Origin of the sequence: Hongsoonwoonella zoysiae, assembly GCF_013266695.1 — a bacterium.
GTDB lineage: Bacteria > Pseudomonadota > Alphaproteobacteria > Rhizobiales > Stappiaceae > Hongsoonwoonella > Hongsoonwoonella zoysiae.
This window is the reverse complement of sequence record NZ_JABRXF010000003.1, coordinates 553,163-572,050: the sequence shown is the minus strand read 5'-3', so window position 1 is coordinate 572,050 and position 18,888 is coordinate 553,163. Positions and strand designations below refer to the sequence as shown.

The 18,888-nt window shown below is 60.6% G+C and carries 19 protein-coding genes and 1 riboswitch; of the genes, 12 read left to right on the top strand and 7 right to left on the bottom strand.

Annotation, left to right across the window (positions count from 1 at the left end):
* Nucleotides 1-19 precede the first annotated feature (19 nt).
* The 6 genes from HPQ64_RS19070 to HPQ64_RS19045 all read left to right on the top strand — a co-directional run bounded on the left by HPQ64_RS19070 (nucleotide 20) and on the right by HPQ64_RS19045 (nucleotide 3,985).
* Nucleotides 20-943, top strand: coding sequence for a heme o synthase (locus tag HPQ64_RS19070; RefSeq protein WP_246270832.1), 924 nt, complete (start codon nucleotides 20-22; stop codon nucleotides 941-943).
* Nucleotides 940-1,095: a hypothetical protein gene (locus HPQ64_RS19065; protein WP_172890203.1), complete on the top strand. Its 156-nt coding sequence runs from the start codon at nucleotides 940-942 to the stop codon at nucleotides 1,093-1,095. Before HPQ64_RS19070 ends, HPQ64_RS19065 begins: the two co-directional genes overlap by 4 nt.
* A gap of 31 nt (nucleotides 1,096-1,126) precedes the next feature.
* Nucleotides 1,127-1,738: a cytochrome c oxidase assembly protein gene (locus HPQ64_RS19060; RefSeq protein WP_172890424.1), complete on the top strand. Its 612-nt coding sequence runs from the start codon at nucleotides 1,127-1,129 to the stop codon at nucleotides 1,736-1,738.
* Between the two features lie 50 nt (nucleotides 1,739-1,788).
* Nucleotides 1,789-2,661 carry a cytochrome c oxidase subunit 3 gene (locus tag HPQ64_RS19055; RefSeq protein ID WP_172890202.1) on the top strand — a complete coding sequence of 291 codons (873 nt, stop codon included), beginning with the start codon at nucleotides 1,789-1,791 and terminating at the stop codon, nucleotides 2,659-2,661.
* A 150-nt stretch (nucleotides 2,662-2,811) separates the two neighbouring features.
* Nucleotides 2,812-3,204 (top strand): DUF983 domain-containing protein, encoded by a 393-nt coding sequence (locus HPQ64_RS19050; RefSeq protein WP_172890201.1) that lies wholly within the window; start codon nucleotides 2,812-2,814, stop codon nucleotides 3,202-3,204.
* On the top strand, nucleotides 3,194-3,985 hold the full coding sequence (locus HPQ64_RS19045) for an SURF1 family protein (protein ID WP_172890200.1): 792 nt from the start codon (nucleotides 3,194-3,196) through the stop codon (nucleotides 3,983-3,985). The genes HPQ64_RS19050 and HPQ64_RS19045 overlap by 11 nt, the downstream gene beginning before the upstream one ends.
* A 56-nt stretch (nucleotides 3,986-4,041) precedes the next feature.
* Here HPQ64_RS19045 and HPQ64_RS19040 read toward each other — a convergent pair whose 3' ends face one another.
* Together HPQ64_RS19040 and HPQ64_RS19035 are read right to left on the bottom strand one after the other, a co-directional pair.
* Nucleotides 4,042-4,527, bottom strand: a complete 486-nt coding sequence (locus HPQ64_RS19040; protein ID WP_172890199.1) for a peroxiredoxin — start codon at nucleotides 4,525-4,527, stop codon at nucleotides 4,042-4,044.
* 129 nt (nucleotides 4,528-4,656) lie between these two features.
* A complete protein-coding gene (locus tag HPQ64_RS19035) occupies nucleotides 4,657-5,496 on the bottom strand; it encodes a protein-disulfide reductase DsbD domain-containing protein (protein ID WP_172890198.1) in 840 nt (279 codons plus the stop codon).
* A gap of 265 nt (nucleotides 5,497-5,761) precedes the next feature.
* Here HPQ64_RS19035 and HPQ64_RS19030 point away from each other — a divergent pair, with 265 nt between their 5' ends.
* The 5 genes from HPQ64_RS19030 (at nucleotide 5,762) to HPQ64_RS19010 (ending at nucleotide 12,827) form a co-directional block, all read left to right on the top strand.
* Complete coding sequence (locus HPQ64_RS19030) at nucleotides 5,762-6,358, top strand: YqgE/AlgH family protein (protein WP_172890197.1); 597 nt, start codon at nucleotides 5,762-5,764, stop codon at nucleotides 6,356-6,358.
* Between the two features lie 165 nt (nucleotides 6,359-6,523).
* Nucleotides 6,524-7,930: a threonine synthase gene (thrC, locus tag HPQ64_RS19025; RefSeq protein ID WP_172890196.1), complete on the top strand. Its 1,407-nt coding sequence runs from the start codon at nucleotides 6,524-6,526 to the stop codon at nucleotides 7,928-7,930.
* Nucleotides 7,931-7,932: 2 nt separating this feature from the next.
* Complete coding sequence (locus tag HPQ64_RS19020; RefSeq protein WP_172890195.1) at nucleotides 7,933-9,219, top strand: M16 family metallopeptidase; 1,287 nt, start codon at nucleotides 7,933-7,935, stop codon at nucleotides 9,217-9,219.
* 19 nt (nucleotides 9,220-9,238) lie between these two features.
* Nucleotides 9,239-9,895: a GNAT family N-acetyltransferase gene (locus HPQ64_RS19015; protein WP_172890194.1), complete on the top strand. Its 657-nt coding sequence runs from the start codon at nucleotides 9,239-9,241 to the stop codon at nucleotides 9,893-9,895.
* A 1-nt stretch (nucleotide 9,896) separates the two neighbouring features.
* Nucleotides 9,897-12,827: an EAL domain-containing protein gene (locus tag HPQ64_RS19010; RefSeq protein WP_172890193.1), complete on the top strand. Its 2,931-nt coding sequence runs from the start codon at nucleotides 9,897-9,899 to the stop codon at nucleotides 12,825-12,827.
* A 214-nt stretch (nucleotides 12,828-13,041) separates the two neighbouring features.
* On the opposite strand, the gene HPQ64_RS19005 is transcribed toward HPQ64_RS19010, so the two are convergent.
* The 5 genes from HPQ64_RS19005 to ispH form a co-directional block, all read right to left on the bottom strand.
* The gene (locus tag HPQ64_RS19005) at nucleotides 13,042-14,160 is read right to left on the bottom strand and encodes a GGDEF domain-containing protein (protein ID WP_172890192.1); all 1,119 of its coding nucleotides are present in this window, start codon (nucleotides 14,158-14,160) and stop codon (nucleotides 13,042-13,044) included.
* A 327-nt stretch (nucleotides 14,161-14,487) separates the two neighbouring features.
* Nucleotides 14,488-15,450 (bottom strand): diacylglycerol/lipid kinase family protein, encoded by a 963-nt coding sequence (locus HPQ64_RS19000; protein WP_210260371.1) that lies wholly within the window; start codon nucleotides 15,448-15,450, stop codon nucleotides 14,488-14,490.
* Nucleotides 15,447-15,929, bottom strand: a complete 483-nt coding sequence (rnhA, locus tag HPQ64_RS18995; protein ID WP_172890191.1) for a ribonuclease HI — start codon at nucleotides 15,927-15,929, stop codon at nucleotides 15,447-15,449. Before rnhA ends, HPQ64_RS19000 begins: the two co-directional genes overlap by 4 nt.
* Nucleotides 15,913-16,878, bottom strand: coding sequence for a homoserine kinase (locus HPQ64_RS18990; RefSeq protein WP_172890190.1), 966 nt, complete (start codon nucleotides 16,876-16,878; stop codon nucleotides 15,913-15,915). The genes rnhA and HPQ64_RS18990 overlap by 17 nt, the downstream gene beginning before the upstream one ends.
* Nucleotides 16,879-16,883: 5 nt before the next feature.
* Complete coding sequence (gene ispH / locus HPQ64_RS18985; RefSeq protein WP_172890189.1) at nucleotides 16,884-17,891, bottom strand: 4-hydroxy-3-methylbut-2-enyl diphosphate reductase; 1,008 nt, start codon at nucleotides 17,889-17,891, stop codon at nucleotides 16,884-16,886.
* A 205-nt stretch (nucleotides 17,892-18,096) separates the two neighbouring features.
* Between ispH and HPQ64_RS18980 the strand changes: the two genes are divergently transcribed.
* Nucleotides 18,097-18,675 (top strand): hypothetical protein, encoded by a 579-nt coding sequence (locus HPQ64_RS18980; RefSeq protein ID WP_172890188.1) that lies wholly within the window; start codon nucleotides 18,097-18,099, stop codon nucleotides 18,673-18,675.
* Nucleotides 18,676-18,787: 112 nt separating this feature from the next.
* A riboswitch (glycine riboswitch) is annotated at nucleotides 18,788-18,875 on the top strand.
* The last annotated feature ends 13 nt before the right edge of the window (nucleotides 18,876-18,888 follow it).

Genomic DNA, 18,888 nt, shown 5'->3' with positions numbered 1-18,888 from the left:
TGCTGACGCACAAGGGCAGATGATCGACGATACCGCGTGGTCCGGAGGACACGGCGGCGTTGGCGACTATTTCGCGCTTTTGAAGCCGCGGGTGATGTCACTCGTCATCTTCACGGCACTCGTGGGTATCGTGCTCGCGCCGGGCGGCATCCACCCGGTTCTGGCAGCAACCGCGCTTCTTTGCATCGCCATCGGTGCGGGCGCTTCCGGCGCGCTCAACATGTGGTACGACGCGGATATCGACCGCGTGATGTCGCGCACCCGTAATCGACCCATCCCGGCCGGTCGTGTGACGGGAGACGAGGCGCTTGCCTTCGGGCTGACGCTATCGGGGTTTTCGGTGCTGGTCCTCGGCCTGCTCGTAAACTGGTTTGCGGCTGCGTTCCTTGCCTTCACGATCTTCTTTTATGTCGTCATCTACACGATGTGGCTGAAGCGTTCGACGCCACAGAACATCGTCATCGGCGGAGCGGCCGGCGCTTTTCCTCCGGTTGTGGGGTGGGCGGCGGTTACCGGTTCCGTCAGCCTGGAACCGCTCGTTCTCTTCCTCATCATCTTCATGTGGACACCGCCGCACTTCTGGGCGCTGGCGCTTTTCAAGTCCGGTGATTATGAAGCGGCAAACGTGCCGATGATGCCCGTGGTAGCGGGCGAAAGATCGACACGCACCCAGATTCTTGCCTACTCGCTTGTGCTGGCGCCGATCGGGGTGCTGCCGTGGATAATGGGTTTTGCCGGGTTGGCGTATGGGCTGGTGTCGGCCGCGCTCGGTGTTGCCTTCGTGATCTTCGCCTACCGCGTCTGGGCGATGCGCAAGGGTGATGCGGCGCGCAAGGCTGCGGTCCGGCTTTTTTCCTTTTCCATACTCTATCTGTTCCTTTTGTTTGCCATGCTGCTTGGAGAACATCTCCTGATAGCCCTCATTTCGGGGCCGGCACGATGACGGAGGACGGAATCAGGCTGACCGAAGAGCAGAAAAGGCGCCGCCGCGCGCGTAATATCGCTATCGGGCTCGCGATCGGGGCGTTGGTCGTACTTTTTTACCTGGTGACGATCGTCAAGCTCGGGCCGGGCGTCGTGAACAGGCCGCTTTGATATGAGCGAACATAACAAACTTCAAAACCACATGACCGCCGGACCGCCGTTGGGTGGCAATGATTTGCGGCGACGCAACCTGACGGTCGCCGTCGTCATGGGCGGCGTCTTCGTGTCGATGGTTGGTGCAGCCTTCGCCGCCGTACCGCTTTATCAGCTATTCTGCCAAGTCACGGGATACGGTGGCACCACGCAGCGGGCCGAAGGTGGCGCGGAAAACGTGATCGACCGCGAAATCACCGTTCGCTTCGACGCCAACGTAAACCCGAAGCTGACTTGGAACTTCAAGCCGCTTCAGCGGACCGTCAAGCTGAAGATGGGGGAAACGACCCAGATCGCCTATATTGCGGAAAACGTGGGCGAGATCGGCAACGTCGGAACCTCGGTCTTCAACGTCACGCCATTCGAAGCCGGTTCCTACTTCAACAAGATCGACTGCTTCTGCTTTACCGAACAGCCGCTGAAACCTGGTGAATCGGTGGAAATGCCTGTCGTCTTTTTCATCGATCCTGCGATGGACGAGGACGAAAACCTGAGTCACGTGAAGGAGATCACTCTTTCCTACACGTTTTATCCGGCGGAAGAGCCCGACGATACGGTCGCTTCGCGACCGGACGAGGACCCATCCAACAACAAGCTTTGACTTCGGCTGGCCGTCCGGCCACCAAACGGACAATCGGGGGAAACTGACCCATGGCCCATACCAAGAACCACGACTACCATCTCGTCGATCCCAGCCCATGGCCGTTCATCGGCGCCGTCGGGGCTTTCCTCATGGCCATCGGCGCGATCGGCTGGATGAAGGCTGCCCAGGAAAAAACCTTCGAACTTTTCGGCATGGATCTTTCGGGTTGGGGTCTGTTTTTTGTCGGCCTCCTGATCGTACTCTACACGATGTTCGGTTGGTGGCGCGACACGATCCGCGAATCCCATTCGGGCGACCACACCCCGGTTGTGCAGCTTCACCTGCGTTACGGAATGCTGCTTTTCATCGCGTCGGAAGTGATGTTTTTCGTGGCCTGGTTCTGGGCGTTCTTCGATGCGTCGCTTTTCGTGGGCGAGGCAGCGCAGGTCGGTCGGCTTGAGGCAACAGGGGGCATCTGGCCGCCGGAAGGTATAGAGGTGTTCGACCCTTGGCACCTTCCGCTTCTCAATACGCTTATCCTTCTTACGTCGGGCACGACGGTGACCTGGGCTCACCACGCTCTTCTGCACAATGACCGGCAGGGCTTGAAGTGGGGTCTTACATTCACCGTCCTTCTCGGCTTGCTCTTCACTGTGGTCCAGGCTTACGAATATGCCCATGCCGCATTCTCGTTTTCCGGCAACATTTACGGTGCCACGTTCTTCATGGCGACGGGCTTTCACGGTTTCCACGTCATCGTCGGCACCATATTCCTGATCGTCTGCTTGATTCGGGCTGCGATCGGGCAGTTCACGCCTGAAAAACACTTCGGCTTCGAGGCAGCGGCCTGGTACTGGCATTTCGTCGATGTCGTCTGGCTGTTCCTTTTTGCCGCCATCTACATCTGGGGCAGCGCAGGCGCGGTTCCCGCCACGCACTGATTGCGGCGGCGGTCGGTCGCCGGCAATCCGATATGAGCGTGAATGCCATGCGGACGATTACTCGCAAGAGTTAAGAAACAGGCAGAGGGGCCGCCAAGGGCGGCCCCTTTTGTTCAAGGGGACACGCGATTCACGAAAGCGAGGTGTGCGATGTCCGAAGAGAGTCATGAAGATCAGGCTCTTTATCCGCCGCTTAATCCGTTGAGGACGGGCTGGAAGGGGCGTTGTCCGCGATGCGGGCAGGGAAAACTTTTCAAGGGGTTCATCACCCCCGTTGAACGTTGTTCGAACTGCGGGCTCGACATGCGCTTTTCGGACGCAGGCGACGGTCCGGCCGTATTCATAATCATGATCGTCGGTTTTCTGATCGTTGGTGCCGCGCTTGCCGTTGAATTCACGCTTACACCGCCGATATGGGTGCATATGATCATCTGGCTTCCACTGACAATCATTCTGGCGATCGGGCTTTTGCGACCGCTCAAGGGCCTGATGATAGCCCAGCAGTACAAGCACAGTGCCCGGGAGGGGCGCATTGACGAGTGACACCGTCCTGCAGCGGAAGAGGCCCGTCTGGCTGCAAGTTCTATGGCCAAGCGTTGCGGCGGCTATTGCGTTCGCCGTCCTGGTTTCGCTCGGGGCCTGGCAGGTCGAAAGGCTTGCCTGGAAAGAGAGCCTGATTGAAAACGTGAACGCACGCCGCGGGCGGGATCCGGTGGCGGCGCCGGGGCCGGACCGTTGGCATTCCTTCGACGAAGAACGCTGGGACTATACGCCGGTCAGGCTCACCGGTCGGTATCTGCCCGGCGAGCTATATTATTTTATTTCGCTGTCCCAACCGAATGGTCCCTACGCCGGACCGGGATATTTGGTCTTTAATCCGTTTCTTTCCGCTGAGGGCTGGGTGGTCATGGTCAACCGCGGCTTCGTGCCTCAGGACAGGCGGTTGCCGGCGGATCGGCCCGATACGGCCCCTCCGAAGGGAACGGTTGAGATAGCAGGGCTGCTGCGAAGACCCGAGCACCCGAATTTCCTGTCCTATGAACCGGACCTTGAAAAACATGTCTGGTTCGTTCGGGAGCCGGAACGCATGGCGCGCTCGCTTGACGTGGAAGCTCCCAACGTTGCGCCTTACGCCGTCGATCTTTTCGCCGACAGCGGCGAGCCCAACGCACTGCCGCGCGGCGGAGAGACGATCGTTTCCTTTCGCAACAACCACCTGCAATACGCAGGCACATGGTTTGGCCTCGCGGCGGTTCTGGCTGCGGTCTACATCGTTTTCATCGCAAGCAGGCTTCGCCGGTCGCAGAAGGGCGCGGAGGATTGATGAAAGCCCGCTGCGATGGCGGGCTTCCTGCCTGAATCCACTTGCTCAACTTGCCATCAAAGCTCTTCGAGGACCGAGGCCGCCCCGGAAGCACTGGCGCTGCCCGGTGCATCCTCGACCTTGAGCGTTTGAACGACGCCATCCTTGACGATCATCGCGTAGCGTTTCGAGCGAATTCCGAGCCCCGCCGCCGTGGCATCCAGTTCCATTCCTACGGCTTTTGTAAAATCGGCGCTGCCATCGGCGAGATAGAGGATCTTGCCTTCGCCACCGCTGGCCTTTGACCAGGCATCCATGACGAAGACATCGTTCACGCCGACGACGGCGATCGTATCGACGCCCTTGGAGGTTAATTGATCGTGGTTTTCCAGGAAGCCGGGAAGGTGGTTGTTATGGCAGGTTGGTGTGAATGCGCCAGGAACGGCGAATAAAACAACCGTTTTGCCCGCGAAGATTTCTTCTGTCGAAATCTCCGATGGTCCATCGGCCGTCATGGTTTTTAATTTTACATCCGGCAGCCGATCTCCCGCCTTTATGCTCATGGCGATACCTCCATCATGTTAACAGGACGCCGACTTCCGCCGACCTATGATGGTGATAGGGCCGCAAGGGCAGGCCGTCGAGGGTGAAATACTGCCCGACCGTGGGAAACGGCTTCAGGCGGCGAGAATTCAGTCGCCGCCGGGCAATCGGATTTCGGTCGAATATTCCACCACCTGCCCGACGTCGCGCAGGACAAAAGTAAGCGGAGCGATGCCGTTTTCGGCTGTGAGGCCGTTGGCCGAAAGTTCGAATTCCGCCCGGTTCCCGTTCCGGCCCACGAGGCGCGGAACCTCAATGAAGGATCCCGGCGCGCCTTCGGCGAAAAGATCGAATTCGCCGTCCTCTTCTGTGATCTCGACGGTGATCTTCAGCGCGCCGGGCTTGCCGGCATCTGAGGCGTCCGCCCGCTCGACGGAAACGATGCGCGGAGCGCCGTCGCCCTGTGGCCGCGGAAGAGAAAGCGTCGCTTGCGAGATCGCAACGCGCATCGGCAAATCCACCGCCTCGCCGGAGGCAAGTGTGAGACCGAGGTCCATCTGCGCCGGAACGCAGATCTCGCGGCAGATCCCGAAGAAAAGGTTGGCCGAAAGCTCCAACGGTGCGGCCCCGTCCTTCGCCATGACTTCTATAGGCAGGATCACATGGTCCATGTAAACGAGCGATGTCGCGTAGCCATCATGGTAGCGAACGGGTGCCGGGAACCGCAGTCTTGCCTTTTCCAGGTTGGAGGAGGCCGAGAAATCGGCTTGCGTCGGCACCCCCGTTTCCCCCGGAAAGCGCCAGTAGATATGCCAGCCCGGTTCCATCCTGAATTCAAGGGCTGCATCGTAACGGCCGGGTTCTTCGAGCGGGCCGCCCGCAATCAGGCGCACTTCACCGCCCATAACCTCGACCCAGTCGGTTGATGCGGCGTGGCCAGGCGTGGCGAACATCGAAACGGAAAGGAACGGCGTAAGCAGGTATTTCATCGTTCGGAATTCGCCTTTGCAGGAAGTGATTTGATGCGGCGTCAGCAACTGATCCACCCATATGAGGTTACATTATCGCAAGCCGGCCCGCTGCCATAACCCGGCTCGCGGCTATTTCAGAATTTCGTGAGCCGAAGGTCGGCCGCCCGCTGGTTAAAAACGATCCACGGATCGAGCTTCTTTTCGTTAACACTTTGATGCCCTAAGTGTTAAATTTATAGATAAGGAAATCGCGTCGAATCACTGCTTGGGAGCGGGCGATTTAATGAACCAAAGCTTGGATGAGGAGTTTCTGGACGGCCGGTTTCTCGTCGCCATGCCCGGCATGGAGGACGGACGCTTCGCTCATGCCGTGGTCTATGTCTGTGCACATTCCGAAGAAGGCGCCATGGGCATCGTCCTCAACCAGTCTGCATCGAACATTACCTTCGCCGATCTGCTCACACAGCTTGAGATAATCGACGATGTGGATGCGATCCGCCTTCCCTCGCCCGCCGATAAGATGCTGGTCCATCGTGGTGGCCCCGTGGAGAGCGGCCGCGGTTTCGTGCTGCACTCCGACGATTTCTTCATCGACAGCTCTACCTTGCCGATCGGCGACGGCATCTGCCTGACGGCGACGCTGGAAATCCTCAAGGCGATCGCGGAAGGGCGCGGCCCCGATCAGGCCATGCTGGCGCTTGGCTACGCGGGCTGGGGTGCCGGTCAGCTTGAAACGGAAATCCAGGCGAATGGCTGGATCATCGGCCCGGCCGATCCTTCGATCATTTTCGATCAGGACAACGAAACGAAATGGCAGCGTGCGCTCGCCCTCATGGGCATTGACGCGGGCATGTTGTCAAGCGAGGCAGGCCACGCCTGAAGGCTGCCGCCGGTGGCGGCGATTACGTGAATCAAGAACTCGTTCAGCAGTATGTTGGAGCTGTCCCGACCTTGCCGGAGCGCGCGGGGGGCGATAGGGTGCGCGATCGCGTCAACCAGCCATGACAACGGCTGAAACCCACTGCCGCAGGAGGAATATGGCCCGGTGAAATACGTAAGTACCCGAGGCGAAGCGCCCGTTCTCGATTTCGCAGATGTGCTTTTGACCGGTCTTGCCCGAGATGGCGGTCTATATGTTCCCGAAGCCTGGCCGCGGCTGGACGACGCGAAAATCTCCGAATTGGCCGGCCGGCCCTATGCGGATGTCGCATTCGAGGTAATCTCGCCATTCGTTGGCGACGCGATCTCTCCGGATGCCCTGAGGAAGATGATAGGGGAGGCCTATGCCGGTTTCCGCCACGAAGCGGTGACGCCACTTGTGCAGATTGCGCCGAACCGCTTCGTGCTGGAACTCTTTCATGGGCCTACGCTTGCCTTCAAGGATGTCGCCATGCAGCTTCTCGGGCGGATGATGGACCACGTGCTGGCCGAACGCGGCGAACGAGCGACGATCGTGACCGCGACTTCGGGCGATACGGGTGGGGCGGCGATAGAGGCTTTTCGTGGCCGTGAGCGAACGGATGTCTTCGTGCTTTTTCCCGAAGGCCGCGTTTCTCCGGTGCAGCGCCGGCAGATGACGACGCCGCAAGACAAGAATGTGCATTCGCTGGCGCTTGCCGGCACTTTCGACGATTGCCAGTCGATCCTGAAGGCGATGTTCAACCATTTCGATTTTCGCGATCGGGTGCACCTTGCTGGTGTCAATTCGATCAATTGGGCGAGGATCGTTGCGCAGGTTGTCTATTATTTCGTGGCGGCTACCGCACTCGGCGCTCCGTATCGCAAGGTGTCCTTCACGGTGCCGAGCGGCAATTTCGGCGATATATTTGCAGGCTTCGTCGCCAAGCGAATGGGTTTGCCGATAGACCGTCTGGTGATCGCGACAAACACCAACGATATCCTGGCACGCACCTTCGAGACATCTGCCTACGAGATGCGTGGCGTCGTGGCGACGAGTTCGCCGTCGATGGATATCCAGATATCGTCCAATTTCGAACGTTTGCTTTTCGAGGCTTACGGGCGCGACGGCGCGGCTGTCCGCGGCCTGATGGAGCGTTTGCACCAATCCGGAGGCTTCACCATCGACGACGGCCCCATGCAGGCGATGCGCCGGGAGTTCGACGCCGGGCGGTGCCTGGAGGACGAAACGGGCGAAACGATTGCAAAAACGCTTGAGAAGAGCGGCTATCTGCTTGATCCTCATACAGCGACAGGCGTCAAGGTGGCGGCGGAAAAGGCCGATGGCAAAGTGCCGATGGTGGTGCTTGCCACGGCGCATCCGGCAAAGTTCCCCGACGCGGTGGAGAAGGCGTGCGGTATACGCCCCGAACTGCCGGCGGAACTCGCCCACATCATGAACGACGAGGAACGCATGGAGCTTCTGCCTGCCGAGCAGGCGAGCGTCGAAGCTTGCGTGGAAAAAAAGGCGCGCGCGGTGAGGGAGGGAGTTTGACGATGGATGTGGAGGTCACCAGGCTTGCGAACGGGCTGACCGTCGTTACCGACAACATGCCGCATCTTGCCACCACGGCGCTCGGCGTTTGGGTGCAGGGCGGATCGCGGTCTGAAAGCCTGTCGCAGAACGGGATCACGCATCTTCTGGAGCATATGGCGTTCAAGGGTACGAAAACCCGCAGCGCCCGTCGTATCGCGGAGGAAATCGAGGCGGTTGGCGGCGAGCTCAACGCCGCGACGAGCGTCGAACATACCAACTATCATGCTCGCGTGCTGGCGGAGGATGTGCCTCTCGCCGTCGATATTCTTTCCGACATTCTGCTCAACTCCACCTTCGACGAAGATGAGTTGATGCGTGAAAAACATGTCATCCTGCAAGAGATCGGTGCCGCGCACGACACGCCGGACGACATGGCGTTCGATCTTTTCCAGGAGACCGCATGGTCCAATCAGGCCATCGGCCGGCCCATTCTCGGCACCAAGGAAACGGTGATGGGCTTTTCGCCGGAAGATTTGCGGGCCTACCTCTCGGACCGGTATCGCGGACCGCAGATGTTTCTTTCGGCTGCCGGCAAGGTCGACCATCGCGAGATCGTGGCAATCGCCGAAGAAAAGTTCGGCGGCCTTTCAGCCGAGCCTGCAGCGGCCGACGCGTCGGCCAGCTACACGGGCGGGTCGAGCCGCGTGCAGCGCGATCTCATGGAAATCCAGATGCTTCTCGGCTTCGAGGGAAGGCCTTACCGCGCGGATGACTATTATGCGGCCCAGGTGCTTGCCTCCATCATGGGCGGTGGCATGTCTTCGCGGCTGTTCCAGGAAATCCGGGAAGAGCGGGGGCTCTGCTACGCGGTCTACGCTTTCCATTGGGCGTTTCGCGATACGGGGCTTTTCGCCATTCACGCGGCGACCGGTGAAGAAGATATCGAAGAACTCGTTCCCGTGCTGGTCGATGAACTTTACAGGGCCAAGTCCGATATCACGGCCGAGGAGCTCGACAGGTCCAAGGCGCAGATCCGCGCCGGCCTCATGATGTCGCTTGAAAGCCCGTCCGCCCGGGCGGCGCAAATTGCGCGGCAGATGATGATCCACGGCCGGGTCATGACGCTTGACGAGATCAACGCGAAGATCGATGCCGTGAGCCTCAACCAGATCCGCCGCGTCGCCGACGAGACCTTCACAGGCGATGCGCCGACCCTTTCCGCCATTGGCCCGTTGGACAAGATACCCTATCTCGAAACGCTGTCTGAGCGCCTTGACGTGTCGATGAAACGCGTAGCCAGCGCATGACGGGAGCGGGGGAGCATCTATGGCTTTCTTTCGCTCGGTAAGCTATCCTGCCACGGAATCCGTCCTTACGGGCGAACACGTTACCTTGCGCGCTCCCGCGCCGCAGGATTTTGCCGCCTGGTCCAGCCTTCGCGAGGAAAGCCGCGGTTTCCTGAAACCCTGGGAACCGAAATGGCCGGCGGATGATCTGAGCAAGGCCTCCTACCGCCGCCGCCTGCGCCGATATTCCCGCGAGATGCGCGAAGACCGAAGTTACCCTTTCTTCGTATTCCGCCGTGGCGACGGCGAATTGCTCGGTGGTGCGACGTTGTCGAATCTGAGGCGCGGGGTCTCCCAATGCGCCACGCTCGGCTACTGGATGGGCGCGCCTCATGCCGGCAAGGGCTACATGAGCGAGGCGGTGCGCCTGCTGATGCCGTTCGCCTTCGTGCGCCTGCGTCTCCACAGGGTGGAAGCGGCGTGCCTGCCGCGGAACAGGGCGTCGATCACCCTCCTTGAAAAAGTCGGATTCAGGCGCGAGGGCTACGCGCGCCGGTATCTTTGCATCGACGGGCAATGGGAAGATCATATCCTTTACGCCCGGCTTGCGGATGATCCGGAACCGCCAACGTACAAGGCCGGCATGCAGTCGGTGTTCGACACGGGCACGGGGCTTCCAGAAAAAGAAACCTTGTGACATGCCGGACAAGCCGATACTTCTGCCCAACAGCCTGTTCTCTCGTTTGGAATCCGTCTTGCGCGCGCTCGCATCCGTTCTGATCGTCTTTCTGCTCGCCTTGGTGGCGACCTTGCCGGCACGGGCTCTCGAAGCCATACCCGTTCCGCTCGAAGCGGAGGCGATCGACCTTACCGACGTCGTCGACCGCTACCCCGATTTTGGGCCGGGCCTTCAGGTTTCGACGGCACCCGGTGCGGATGGCATCGTGCGCAGGATCGAGGTGAACTCCCGCAATGACGAGAACACAAGCTGGGCGGTGTTCGCGCTTTCCAACCCGAGCGACGAGCAGATCGACCGGCTGATCGTGTCCCCCTTCTTCCGGATGGCGGAATCGCAGTTCATATGGCCGGACCTGGGCGCCTCGCGGATTGCCTCGATCACGCCGAGCCAGGGTATCGCACCGGAGAGGCAGGCGAGCCGGGAGGCGGACGTCTTCCTGATCACGCTCGACCCGGGTGCGGTCGTGACCTATGTCGCGGAACTGCGCACGCCGGAACTGTCGCAGATCAGGCTCTGGCAGCCCGATATCTACAAGGAAACGATCAATGCCTATACGCTTTACCGCGGTATCGTGCTGGGCATATCAGGCTTGCTGGCGCTCTTTTTGACCATCCTATTTGTGGTCAAGGGTACGGTCATGTTTCCGGCGACCGCCACGCTCGCCTGGTCGGTGCTTGCGTACCTGTGCATCGATTTCGGCTTCTTCACGCGCGTACTCCGCCTCGTGCCGGGAGAAGACCAGCTTTATCGCGCCTCTGCGGAAGTTGCGCTGACGGCAAGTCTCATCGTCTTCCTCTACGCCTATCTCAATCTCAATCGCTGGCACATTCGCTACAGCCATTTGGCCTTGAGCACGCTGATCATGGTGCTCGGCCTTCTCGGTGTTGCGGTTTGGGATCCGTCGGTCGCCGCCGGCATCTCGCGCATCTCGCTCGGGGTTATCGGCCTTTTCGGCTTCATCGTCATCGCCGTGCTCGCCTTGCAGGGCTACGAGCGCGCGATCATGCTGGTGCCGACCTGGGTTCTCCTGCTTTGCTGGATGGTCGGGGCAGGAATGGCGGTCAACGGGTCGCTTACCAACGATATCGTGCAGCCTGCCCTTGCAGGCGGCCTCGTGCTCATCGTTCTTCTGATTGGCTTCACGGTGATGCAGCATGCCTTTGCCGGCGGCGCGATCGCGCAGGGGCTCATTTCCGACGTGGAGCGGCGGGCACTGGCGCTTACGGGGGCCGGCGATATCATCTGGGACTGGGACGTCGACCGCGACCGTATTTCCACGGGGCACGAGGTGGAAGACCTTCTCGGCGTCAAGCGGGGCCTTCTCGAAGGTCCGGCGCGCGACTGGCTGGATGTCCTGCATCCGCAGGACCGGGACCGGTTTCGCGCAACGCTCGACGCTGTCGTCGATCAGCGCCGCGGGCGCGTGTCGCAGTCCTTCCGGCTCAGATCCGACGATGGGCACTTTCGTTGGTTCCACCTGCGGGCAAGGCCGATCATCGGCTCGGACGGCGAAGTGATCCGTTGCGTAGGCACATTGCTCGACATCACGGATCAAAAGGTGGCGGAGGAGCGGCTCCTGCATGACGCCGTCCACGACAATCTGACGGGCCTGCCGAACCGCGAGCTTTACATGGACCGCGTGGATGGCGCGATCTCCCGAGCGCGGGCGGAGGGTGCGGGCCGTCCATCGATCATCATCATCGACCTCGACCGGTTCAGGCAGGTCAACGATTCCATAGGTCTTTCAGCGGGGGACAGCATTCTTCTGACAGTCGCCCGCAGGATAGGGCGGCAATTGAAGCCGCAAGACAGTGTTGCGCGGCTCGGCGGAGATGCCTTCGCGATCCTTCTTTTGTCCGAACAGGCGGCGGACCGGATCGCCACTTTCGCTGACAACGTGCGCAAAGCCCTGCGCTCTCCGGTAAGTTTCGGCGACCGCGAAGTGTTCCTGACCGTTTCGGTGGGGGTTGCCATCTATGAACAAGGGCAGGCAAAGCCGGAAGACCTTGTAAGCGACGCCGAGATTGCCATGAACCACGCCAAGCGGCTGGGCGGGGACCGAGTGGAGATTTTCCGGCCGACCCTGCGCACTGCAAGCGTCGGCGTTTCCGAGCTTGAGACCGACCTGAAGAAGGCCCTGGAGACCGACGGCATCACTGTTTCCTACCAGCCGATCATCAGGCTGGAGGATCGCAGTATCGCCGGCTTCGAGATCCTGGCACGCTGGAACCACCCGACGCGCGGAGCGATCTCACCGTCGGAATTCATTCCAGTCGCAGAACAAAGCGGGCTGATCAACGACCTTGGCCTTTTCGTTCTCGAGCGTGGGGCGCGCCAGCTTGCCGAATGGCAACGCAGGTTCCGCATGCCCGCGCCGCTGTTTGTGTCTGTCAATATCTCCTCACGGCAGTTGCTGCGCCAGGACCTGATCAACGACGTGAAGGCCGTGCTCTCCAGAGCCCAGTTGATGCCGGGTACGCTCAAGTTGGAGCTCACGGAATCCGTCGTGATGAGCAATCCGGAATATTCGGCAAAGGTACTGGAACGTCTGCGGGAACTGGGTGCGGGATTGGCGCTCGACGACTTCGGGACGGGTTATTCGAGCCTGAGTTATCTGCAGCGGTTTCGTTTTGACACGATCAAGGTCGATCAATCGTTCGTTCGGCCGAACGGGCGCAGCGCGCGGCCTGTTATCCTGCGCTCCATCGTGGCGCTGGGGCACGATCTCGGCATGCAGGTGATCGCCGAAGGGGCGGAAAGCGAGTCGGATGCGCTTGAGCTTTTCCAGCTCGGATGCGAGTACGCGCAAGGGTTCTTGTTCGGACAACCGATGCTTCCCGAGGAGGCAACGCAACTGCTGCAGGCCGAGGCGGCACTGGAAAACGCCTGATTTCGATACTGCGCGGGTCCTGGCCCGGTAGCGGATTGTGCGGTGATCCGAACCCTCCGTTCCAGTGCAAGATCCGGAGTGAATTCCGGCTGAATTTAATCAATCCGAGCAATGAGAATGTATTTAAAATACTGAGATTGTTTAATCTTTTTGACTCTGGAGTGTTCCTGTCCGACCGGGCAAGCATTTCGGTGCTGGTGGATACCTACTCCGGTCAGGCGGCTGGGGCGGCTGCCGAATTCTTTGTCGCTACGACGCGGTTGCGGCCCTCCTTCTTGGCCCTGTAAAGGGCCTGATCCGCATCCTTGAGCAATTTTTCCAGCGCGGAGGGCGAGGTCGCGGCCGGGGTGCAGGCGACGCCCGCGCTCACGGTTATCCGGATCCGGTCGGTGCCATAGACGGTCGTCATCGCCTCGATCTCGGCGCGCACGCGCTCCGCAAAGCGCGTTGCCTGATCCAGATCGGAATCCCTCATCAGCACCACGAACTCCTCGCCGCCATAGCGAAGGACGTCGTCTACCTTCCGGGTGTTTTCCCTCAGCCGGCTGGCGAATGAGGAAAGGATCGCATCGCCGGCAGGATGCCCGTAGCTGTCATTGACCTGCTTGAAGCGGTCGATATCGAAAAGGACGGCGGCGAGCCTGCTGCCTTTGGCGCGCCGATCCTGCAGGGCACGGGCGATTTCTTCTAGGCGGCGACGGTTCGATAGCTGCGTGAGCCAGTCGGTTCGGGCTGCATTCTGCATCTGGCGCATCGCCGTGACGCGCGTTTCCTCCCACCTGAGAAACGAGCCGACAATGATTACGCCGGCGATGTTTATTGCGCTCAGGGGAAAGGCGAAGGCTTCCACGAGCGTGGTGGCGATATCGAGCGGCAGGACGAAGAAGCCGAGAATCTGGAACGTGGCGGCGAAGATCCCGAGCACGACGAAATGACCCGTGCGCCGGCGGCCCGACGACAGTCGGGCGAAGACGATCCCGCTCAAACCGCAACCAAGGATTCCAAAGGAACCCGCGACCGCGCCCATGCCGCCTTCGAGGTAGCGGAAGGCGCTGGCGGTCACAGTCGTCACGACGCCTGCAATCCAGCCGCCGAAAGGAGCCGACAGTGCTACCATGACGCCACGGGAGTCAATCAGAAGTCCAGGCGCGAAAACGATAGGGTTCATCATGGAAGCAATCGCGGCCATTCCGAATAGAAGTCCGGCCAAAGGCGATCTGTAAGCTTCGCGAAGCGGGCTACGCAGAATCGCGCTGTAGGCAAGGGCGACAAGGGCGGCAAGCCCAAGGCTTGCGATCAACTGGGCGAAGACTGCGGGCTGGATTTCGGTCATGGATTCTTGCGTTCCCCTTCGTGCCCGGGTTCTTACGCGCGGAGTCTGAAATAACGATTACAACCAAAAATAGTATGTCTGATTTTTTGGCGGGTGGGCAAGAAACGTGCGCATGCACGTATATCTACGAGGTTTCCCCGAAAGTCCCATCGGCAGCTTCCACTAGTGGATTGATCTTGACATTTGATATCCGTTCGCGCACGGACTCTCAATCAAATGCCAAAATAAAAAGACCTTTAGAAACATATAATTAGATAGTTGTTTTGAAGATTGCAACATTTGCAACCTAGCTTGCTGAGGAGGTATTCGAATGTTGGTATCATGCGGCTAAGGCGCGATGAAAGGAATTGCGTGGTCAGCCGCTTCCACGATGAGCGGCGTCATGCCGAACGGGTCGCCGTCGATTTGCGCGGCGACTGGCGCGGAACTGCGGATTTCCGCGTGAACCAGCGGCCGCGTAATGACGTTCCTTGTCTTATGGAGCCGGCCGAGCGCCAAGGATAATCCCGCCCAGAGGCATGCCGCGATATCGTCACGCCTGAGAGCAACCAGGTGAAGGCCGGGCTCGGTTACCGAGGCTTGGGGACAGATGACGAAAGGCCCGCCATAGCATTTGCCATTGGTGATGACGGCGAGGCGGCAGCGAATCGTCTCGCCTTCCGTCGTTATATCGATATCGGCTCCCCTACGACCGGAAAAGGCTATCTTCAATGCGGTGAGAACGTAGGCGAGTTTGCCGAAGCGGCGCTTGAGATCGAGCGGGATCGCATGCACCGCCTCCGCATCGGCGCCCGCTGAAGCCATAAGGACGAAGGGATGGCCGTTCGCAAGGCCGTAATGAAGCGGTTTCCTGCGGTCGGCCATGATCATTTCCGCGATCTTCTGCGGCTTGAACGGCAGTTTCAGTTCCTGCGCCAGCACATTCGCCGTGCCGAAGGGGATGACGGCAAGGGCCGGCGGATCGGGACGGTCGCCAAAGCCCGTAATCGCTTCGTTGATCGATCCGTCTCCACCGGCAATCACCACCACATCGGCCTTGAGGGCGGGGTCGGCGCAGATCGCGTCGATCTCACCGGCACGCTGCGTCAGTTGAACGTGAACTTCGTGCAAGCCGGTGCGCAGTCTTGCGGCGACCTCCTCAAGCGTGCCGGCGTTGAAGCCGCCGGCGGTCGGATTTGCGATCATCAGGATCCGCCTGGCATCGCGCGAGTTGCCGGCGCCCCGCGCAATTCCAGCGCCCGCGCCAAGGTTCGCCGCCCCGCGAACAAGCTCGGGGCCGGCCGGTCTCACGGTTTGTCTCCGGCGTTTTCCTTTTTCCGGAAAGGTTTCATGCCTTGCCGGGCAAGCTCGTCGGCACGTTCGTTCTCGGGGTGGCCGGCATGGCCCTTGACCCAGTGCCAGTTCACGTCGTGGCGGTTGCGCGCCTCGTCAAGTGCGGTCCAAAGATCAGCATTCTTGACCGGCTTCTTGTCGGCGGTGCGCCAGTTGTTGCGCTTCCAGTTGTGCAGCCACTGGGTGATGCCGTTGCGCACGTAATTGCTGTCCGTATAAAGCTCGACGGTGCACGGGCGTTTCAGCGCTTCCAGGGCCTGAATGGCCGCGGTCAGTTCCATCCGGTTGTTGGTGGTTTCCGCCTCGCCGCCGAAAAGCTCCTTCTCGTGCTCGCCGTATCGCAAAATCACACCCCAACCGCCGGGTCCGGGATTTCCAGAGCACGCTCCGTCGGTGAAAATGGTGACGCTGCCTTTGCTGTTATTCGTCGAGGCCATAAGCACTTACCGATCGCGCGTCGCGGTGGAAGCGCAGTTTCTTGAGGTATTCCGTCGGATCCTTGGGCGTGACGAGCGCGCCTTCGGGAACGTTCAGCCAGTCGTGCAGGCGCGTCAGCAGGAAACGCAAGGCCGCGCCGCGCGCAAGCGTGGGCAGCATGGCGAATTCTTCAGGCGTAAAATCGCGCACGGAGCGATATCCGTTCAGCATCGCCCGCGCCTTGGTGACGTTGAAGGAAAGATCGGCTTCGAAGCACCAGGCATTCAGGCAGATCGCCACGTCATAGGCGAAAGCGTCCGTACAGGCGAAATAAAAGTCGATGAAACCCGATAGCGTTTCTCCGAGGAAGAAGACGTTGTCGGGGAAAAGGTCGGCGTGGATGACGCCGGAAGGCAGGTCGGAAGGCCAGACGGCTTCCAGATGCGAAAGCTCTTGTGAAAGTTCGCCGCCAAGGCCGGGAACGACCTCATCCGCCCTGTCGATGGAAAGCTCGAGCAAGCCGCGCCAGTTGCCGACCGAAAGGCTGTTCCTGCGGGTCATTTCGAAGTCCGAACCCGCAAGATGGAACTTCGCCAGCCCCTCGCCGAGGCCCGCGCAATGCACGGTGCGGGGGCGCCTGATCCACATGCCGTCGAGAAACGTCACCATCGCCGCCGGGCGTCCGGCAAGTTCGCCCAGCATTTCGCCGTTTCGCGCGACAAGCGGCGTCGGGCAGGTGATGCCCTTGCCGGCGAGATGGCGCATGAGGTTCAGGAAAAACGGCAGGTCGGCTGGATCGACGCGCTTTTCATAGAGCGTGAGGATGAAATATCCGGCTTGCGTGTGCACCAGGAAGTTCGAATTTTCGACACCCTCGGCGATCCCCTTGAAGGAAAGAAGCCGGCCGATATCGTAGCGGGCGACGAAGGCGGAAAGCTCCTCGTCTGTGACGTCTGTGTAAACGGCCAAAGGCGTTACTCCGCCGCGGCCTCGCGCAAGGCGCGCGGCAGGTTGAAGGCGATATCCTCATCGGCGGTGCGTACGGTTTCGACATGCACCTCGAAGCGGTCTGCGAAAGCGCCGATGATCTCTTCCACGAGGATTTCGGGGGCGGATGCTCCGGCCGTGATCCCGAGGCTGTTCGGCTTACCGACCAGGTTCCACGGGATGTCGCTTGCGCGCTGGACCAGCACCGCACGGGCGCAACCGGCGCGTTCTGCCACCTCCCTCAGCCGCTGGGAGTTGGAGGAATTCGGCGCGCCGACGACGATCATCGCATCGACCTGCGGCGCCACGACCTTGACCGCATCCTGGCGGTTGGTGGTCGCGTAGCAGATGTCGTCCTTGTGCGGCGGAATGATCTGCGGAAAACGCTCGCTCAGCTTTTCCACAATCGCCTTCGTATCGTCGACGGAAAGCGTGGTCTGTGTGATCCAGGCGAGCGGGCCGTGGCCCTTGGGCTCAAATGTGGCGGCGTCCTCGACCGTTTCCACAAGGCTGACGGCACCTTCCGGCAACTGGCCCATGGTGCCGATCACTTCCGGATGGCCCGCATGGCCGATCAGGACGATTTCGCGCCCGCGCCGGTGGTGCAACTCGGCTTCCTTGTGGACCTTGGAAACCAGAGGGCAGGTGGCGTCGAGGAAGAACATGTTACGCGAGACGGCCTCCGCCGGCACGGACTTCGGCACCCCATGGGCGGAGAAGATTACCGGCCGTTCGCGCTCTTCATCCGGAATTTCGTCGAGTTCTTCAACGAAAACAGCACCTTTGGCCTTCAGATCCTCCACCACATATTTGTTGTGGACGATCTCGTGGCGCACATAGACCGGCGCGCCGAAACGCTTCAGCGCAAGCTCGACGATCTGGATCGCGCGGTCGACACCGGCGCAGAAGCCGCGCGGCGCGCATAGCTTGATCTCAAGCTTCGGCTTTTGGGCGGGGGAAGCCGATGCTTTGGCGCCGGTTCCGGCTGACGTCATCACGTGCCTCGGTTCGCATCCCGAAGGATGGTGCTGAACGGGAAATACGGTCTCAGCCGGCAATAGAAGTAACGTGCCGTGCGCTGTCAAGGGCAAGCGGGCGAACGTCCGGCCGTTCCAAGGGGCTATGCGCTCGCCAAGGCGGAAATGTCCTGTTATAGACGGGATCCGTCGAGTTCAACGAAGAGCGTGGTTCAATCCGCCCATGAAGCGCAAAATCGCCGGTTTCTCCTTCCGAATGACTGTCCTCTTCGCCATGGCAGGCTTCGGGCTTGCCGCTTGTGAAAGCGTTGGCGACATCGGATCGAAGATCGTGAGCGGCGGTGGGTCCGGCGACAGTGTTGTCGATGTCGATGCCAGTGCCTTCGTCGCGCCGCCCTGGTGTCCGCCGATCAGCGTGGAGCGCAACCGATACCTTCTGATGAAGTTCCAGCGCGGCAAGGAAAACGACGCAAGAGCGCTCGAATATCAGGCCTCTATCGAAAAATGGGCGACCGGCTGCAAGAAGGTGGACGGCCAGACGCAGGTGAAAATCGGCGTATCGGGCCGCGTGACGCCGGGCCCGGCCTGGGAAGGCGGCGAAATCCTGCTTCCGCTGAAGGTTACCTTGCGCGAATCCGGCTCGGAGGACGAAAAGGACCGGAGCGATATCATGATGGTGCCGGTGACGCTTGGCGCCGGTTCCCCGTCGGAGATCTGGAGCCTTGTCGAAACCAGCATCACGCTGCCGCCCGAGGCCCGGCCGAGGGTTCTCGTTTCCCTGGAGGATGAAGGCCGGCGCTGATGTTTCCGGCGTGCCGGTGCCGATTGACTCAGGCGCGCTCTAAGCCGAATATGCGCACCGAAGCAGCGTTCCCGTTGTGCGCTGCCTGACGGAGGAACGGAATGTTCCGCCAAAACGTCCCGCGGGAGAGGCCGGCTCACACCGGCGCCGAAGGAGCAACCGCCCCGGAAACTCTCAGGCAAAAGGACCGCAGGACGAGCAACGCTCTGGAAA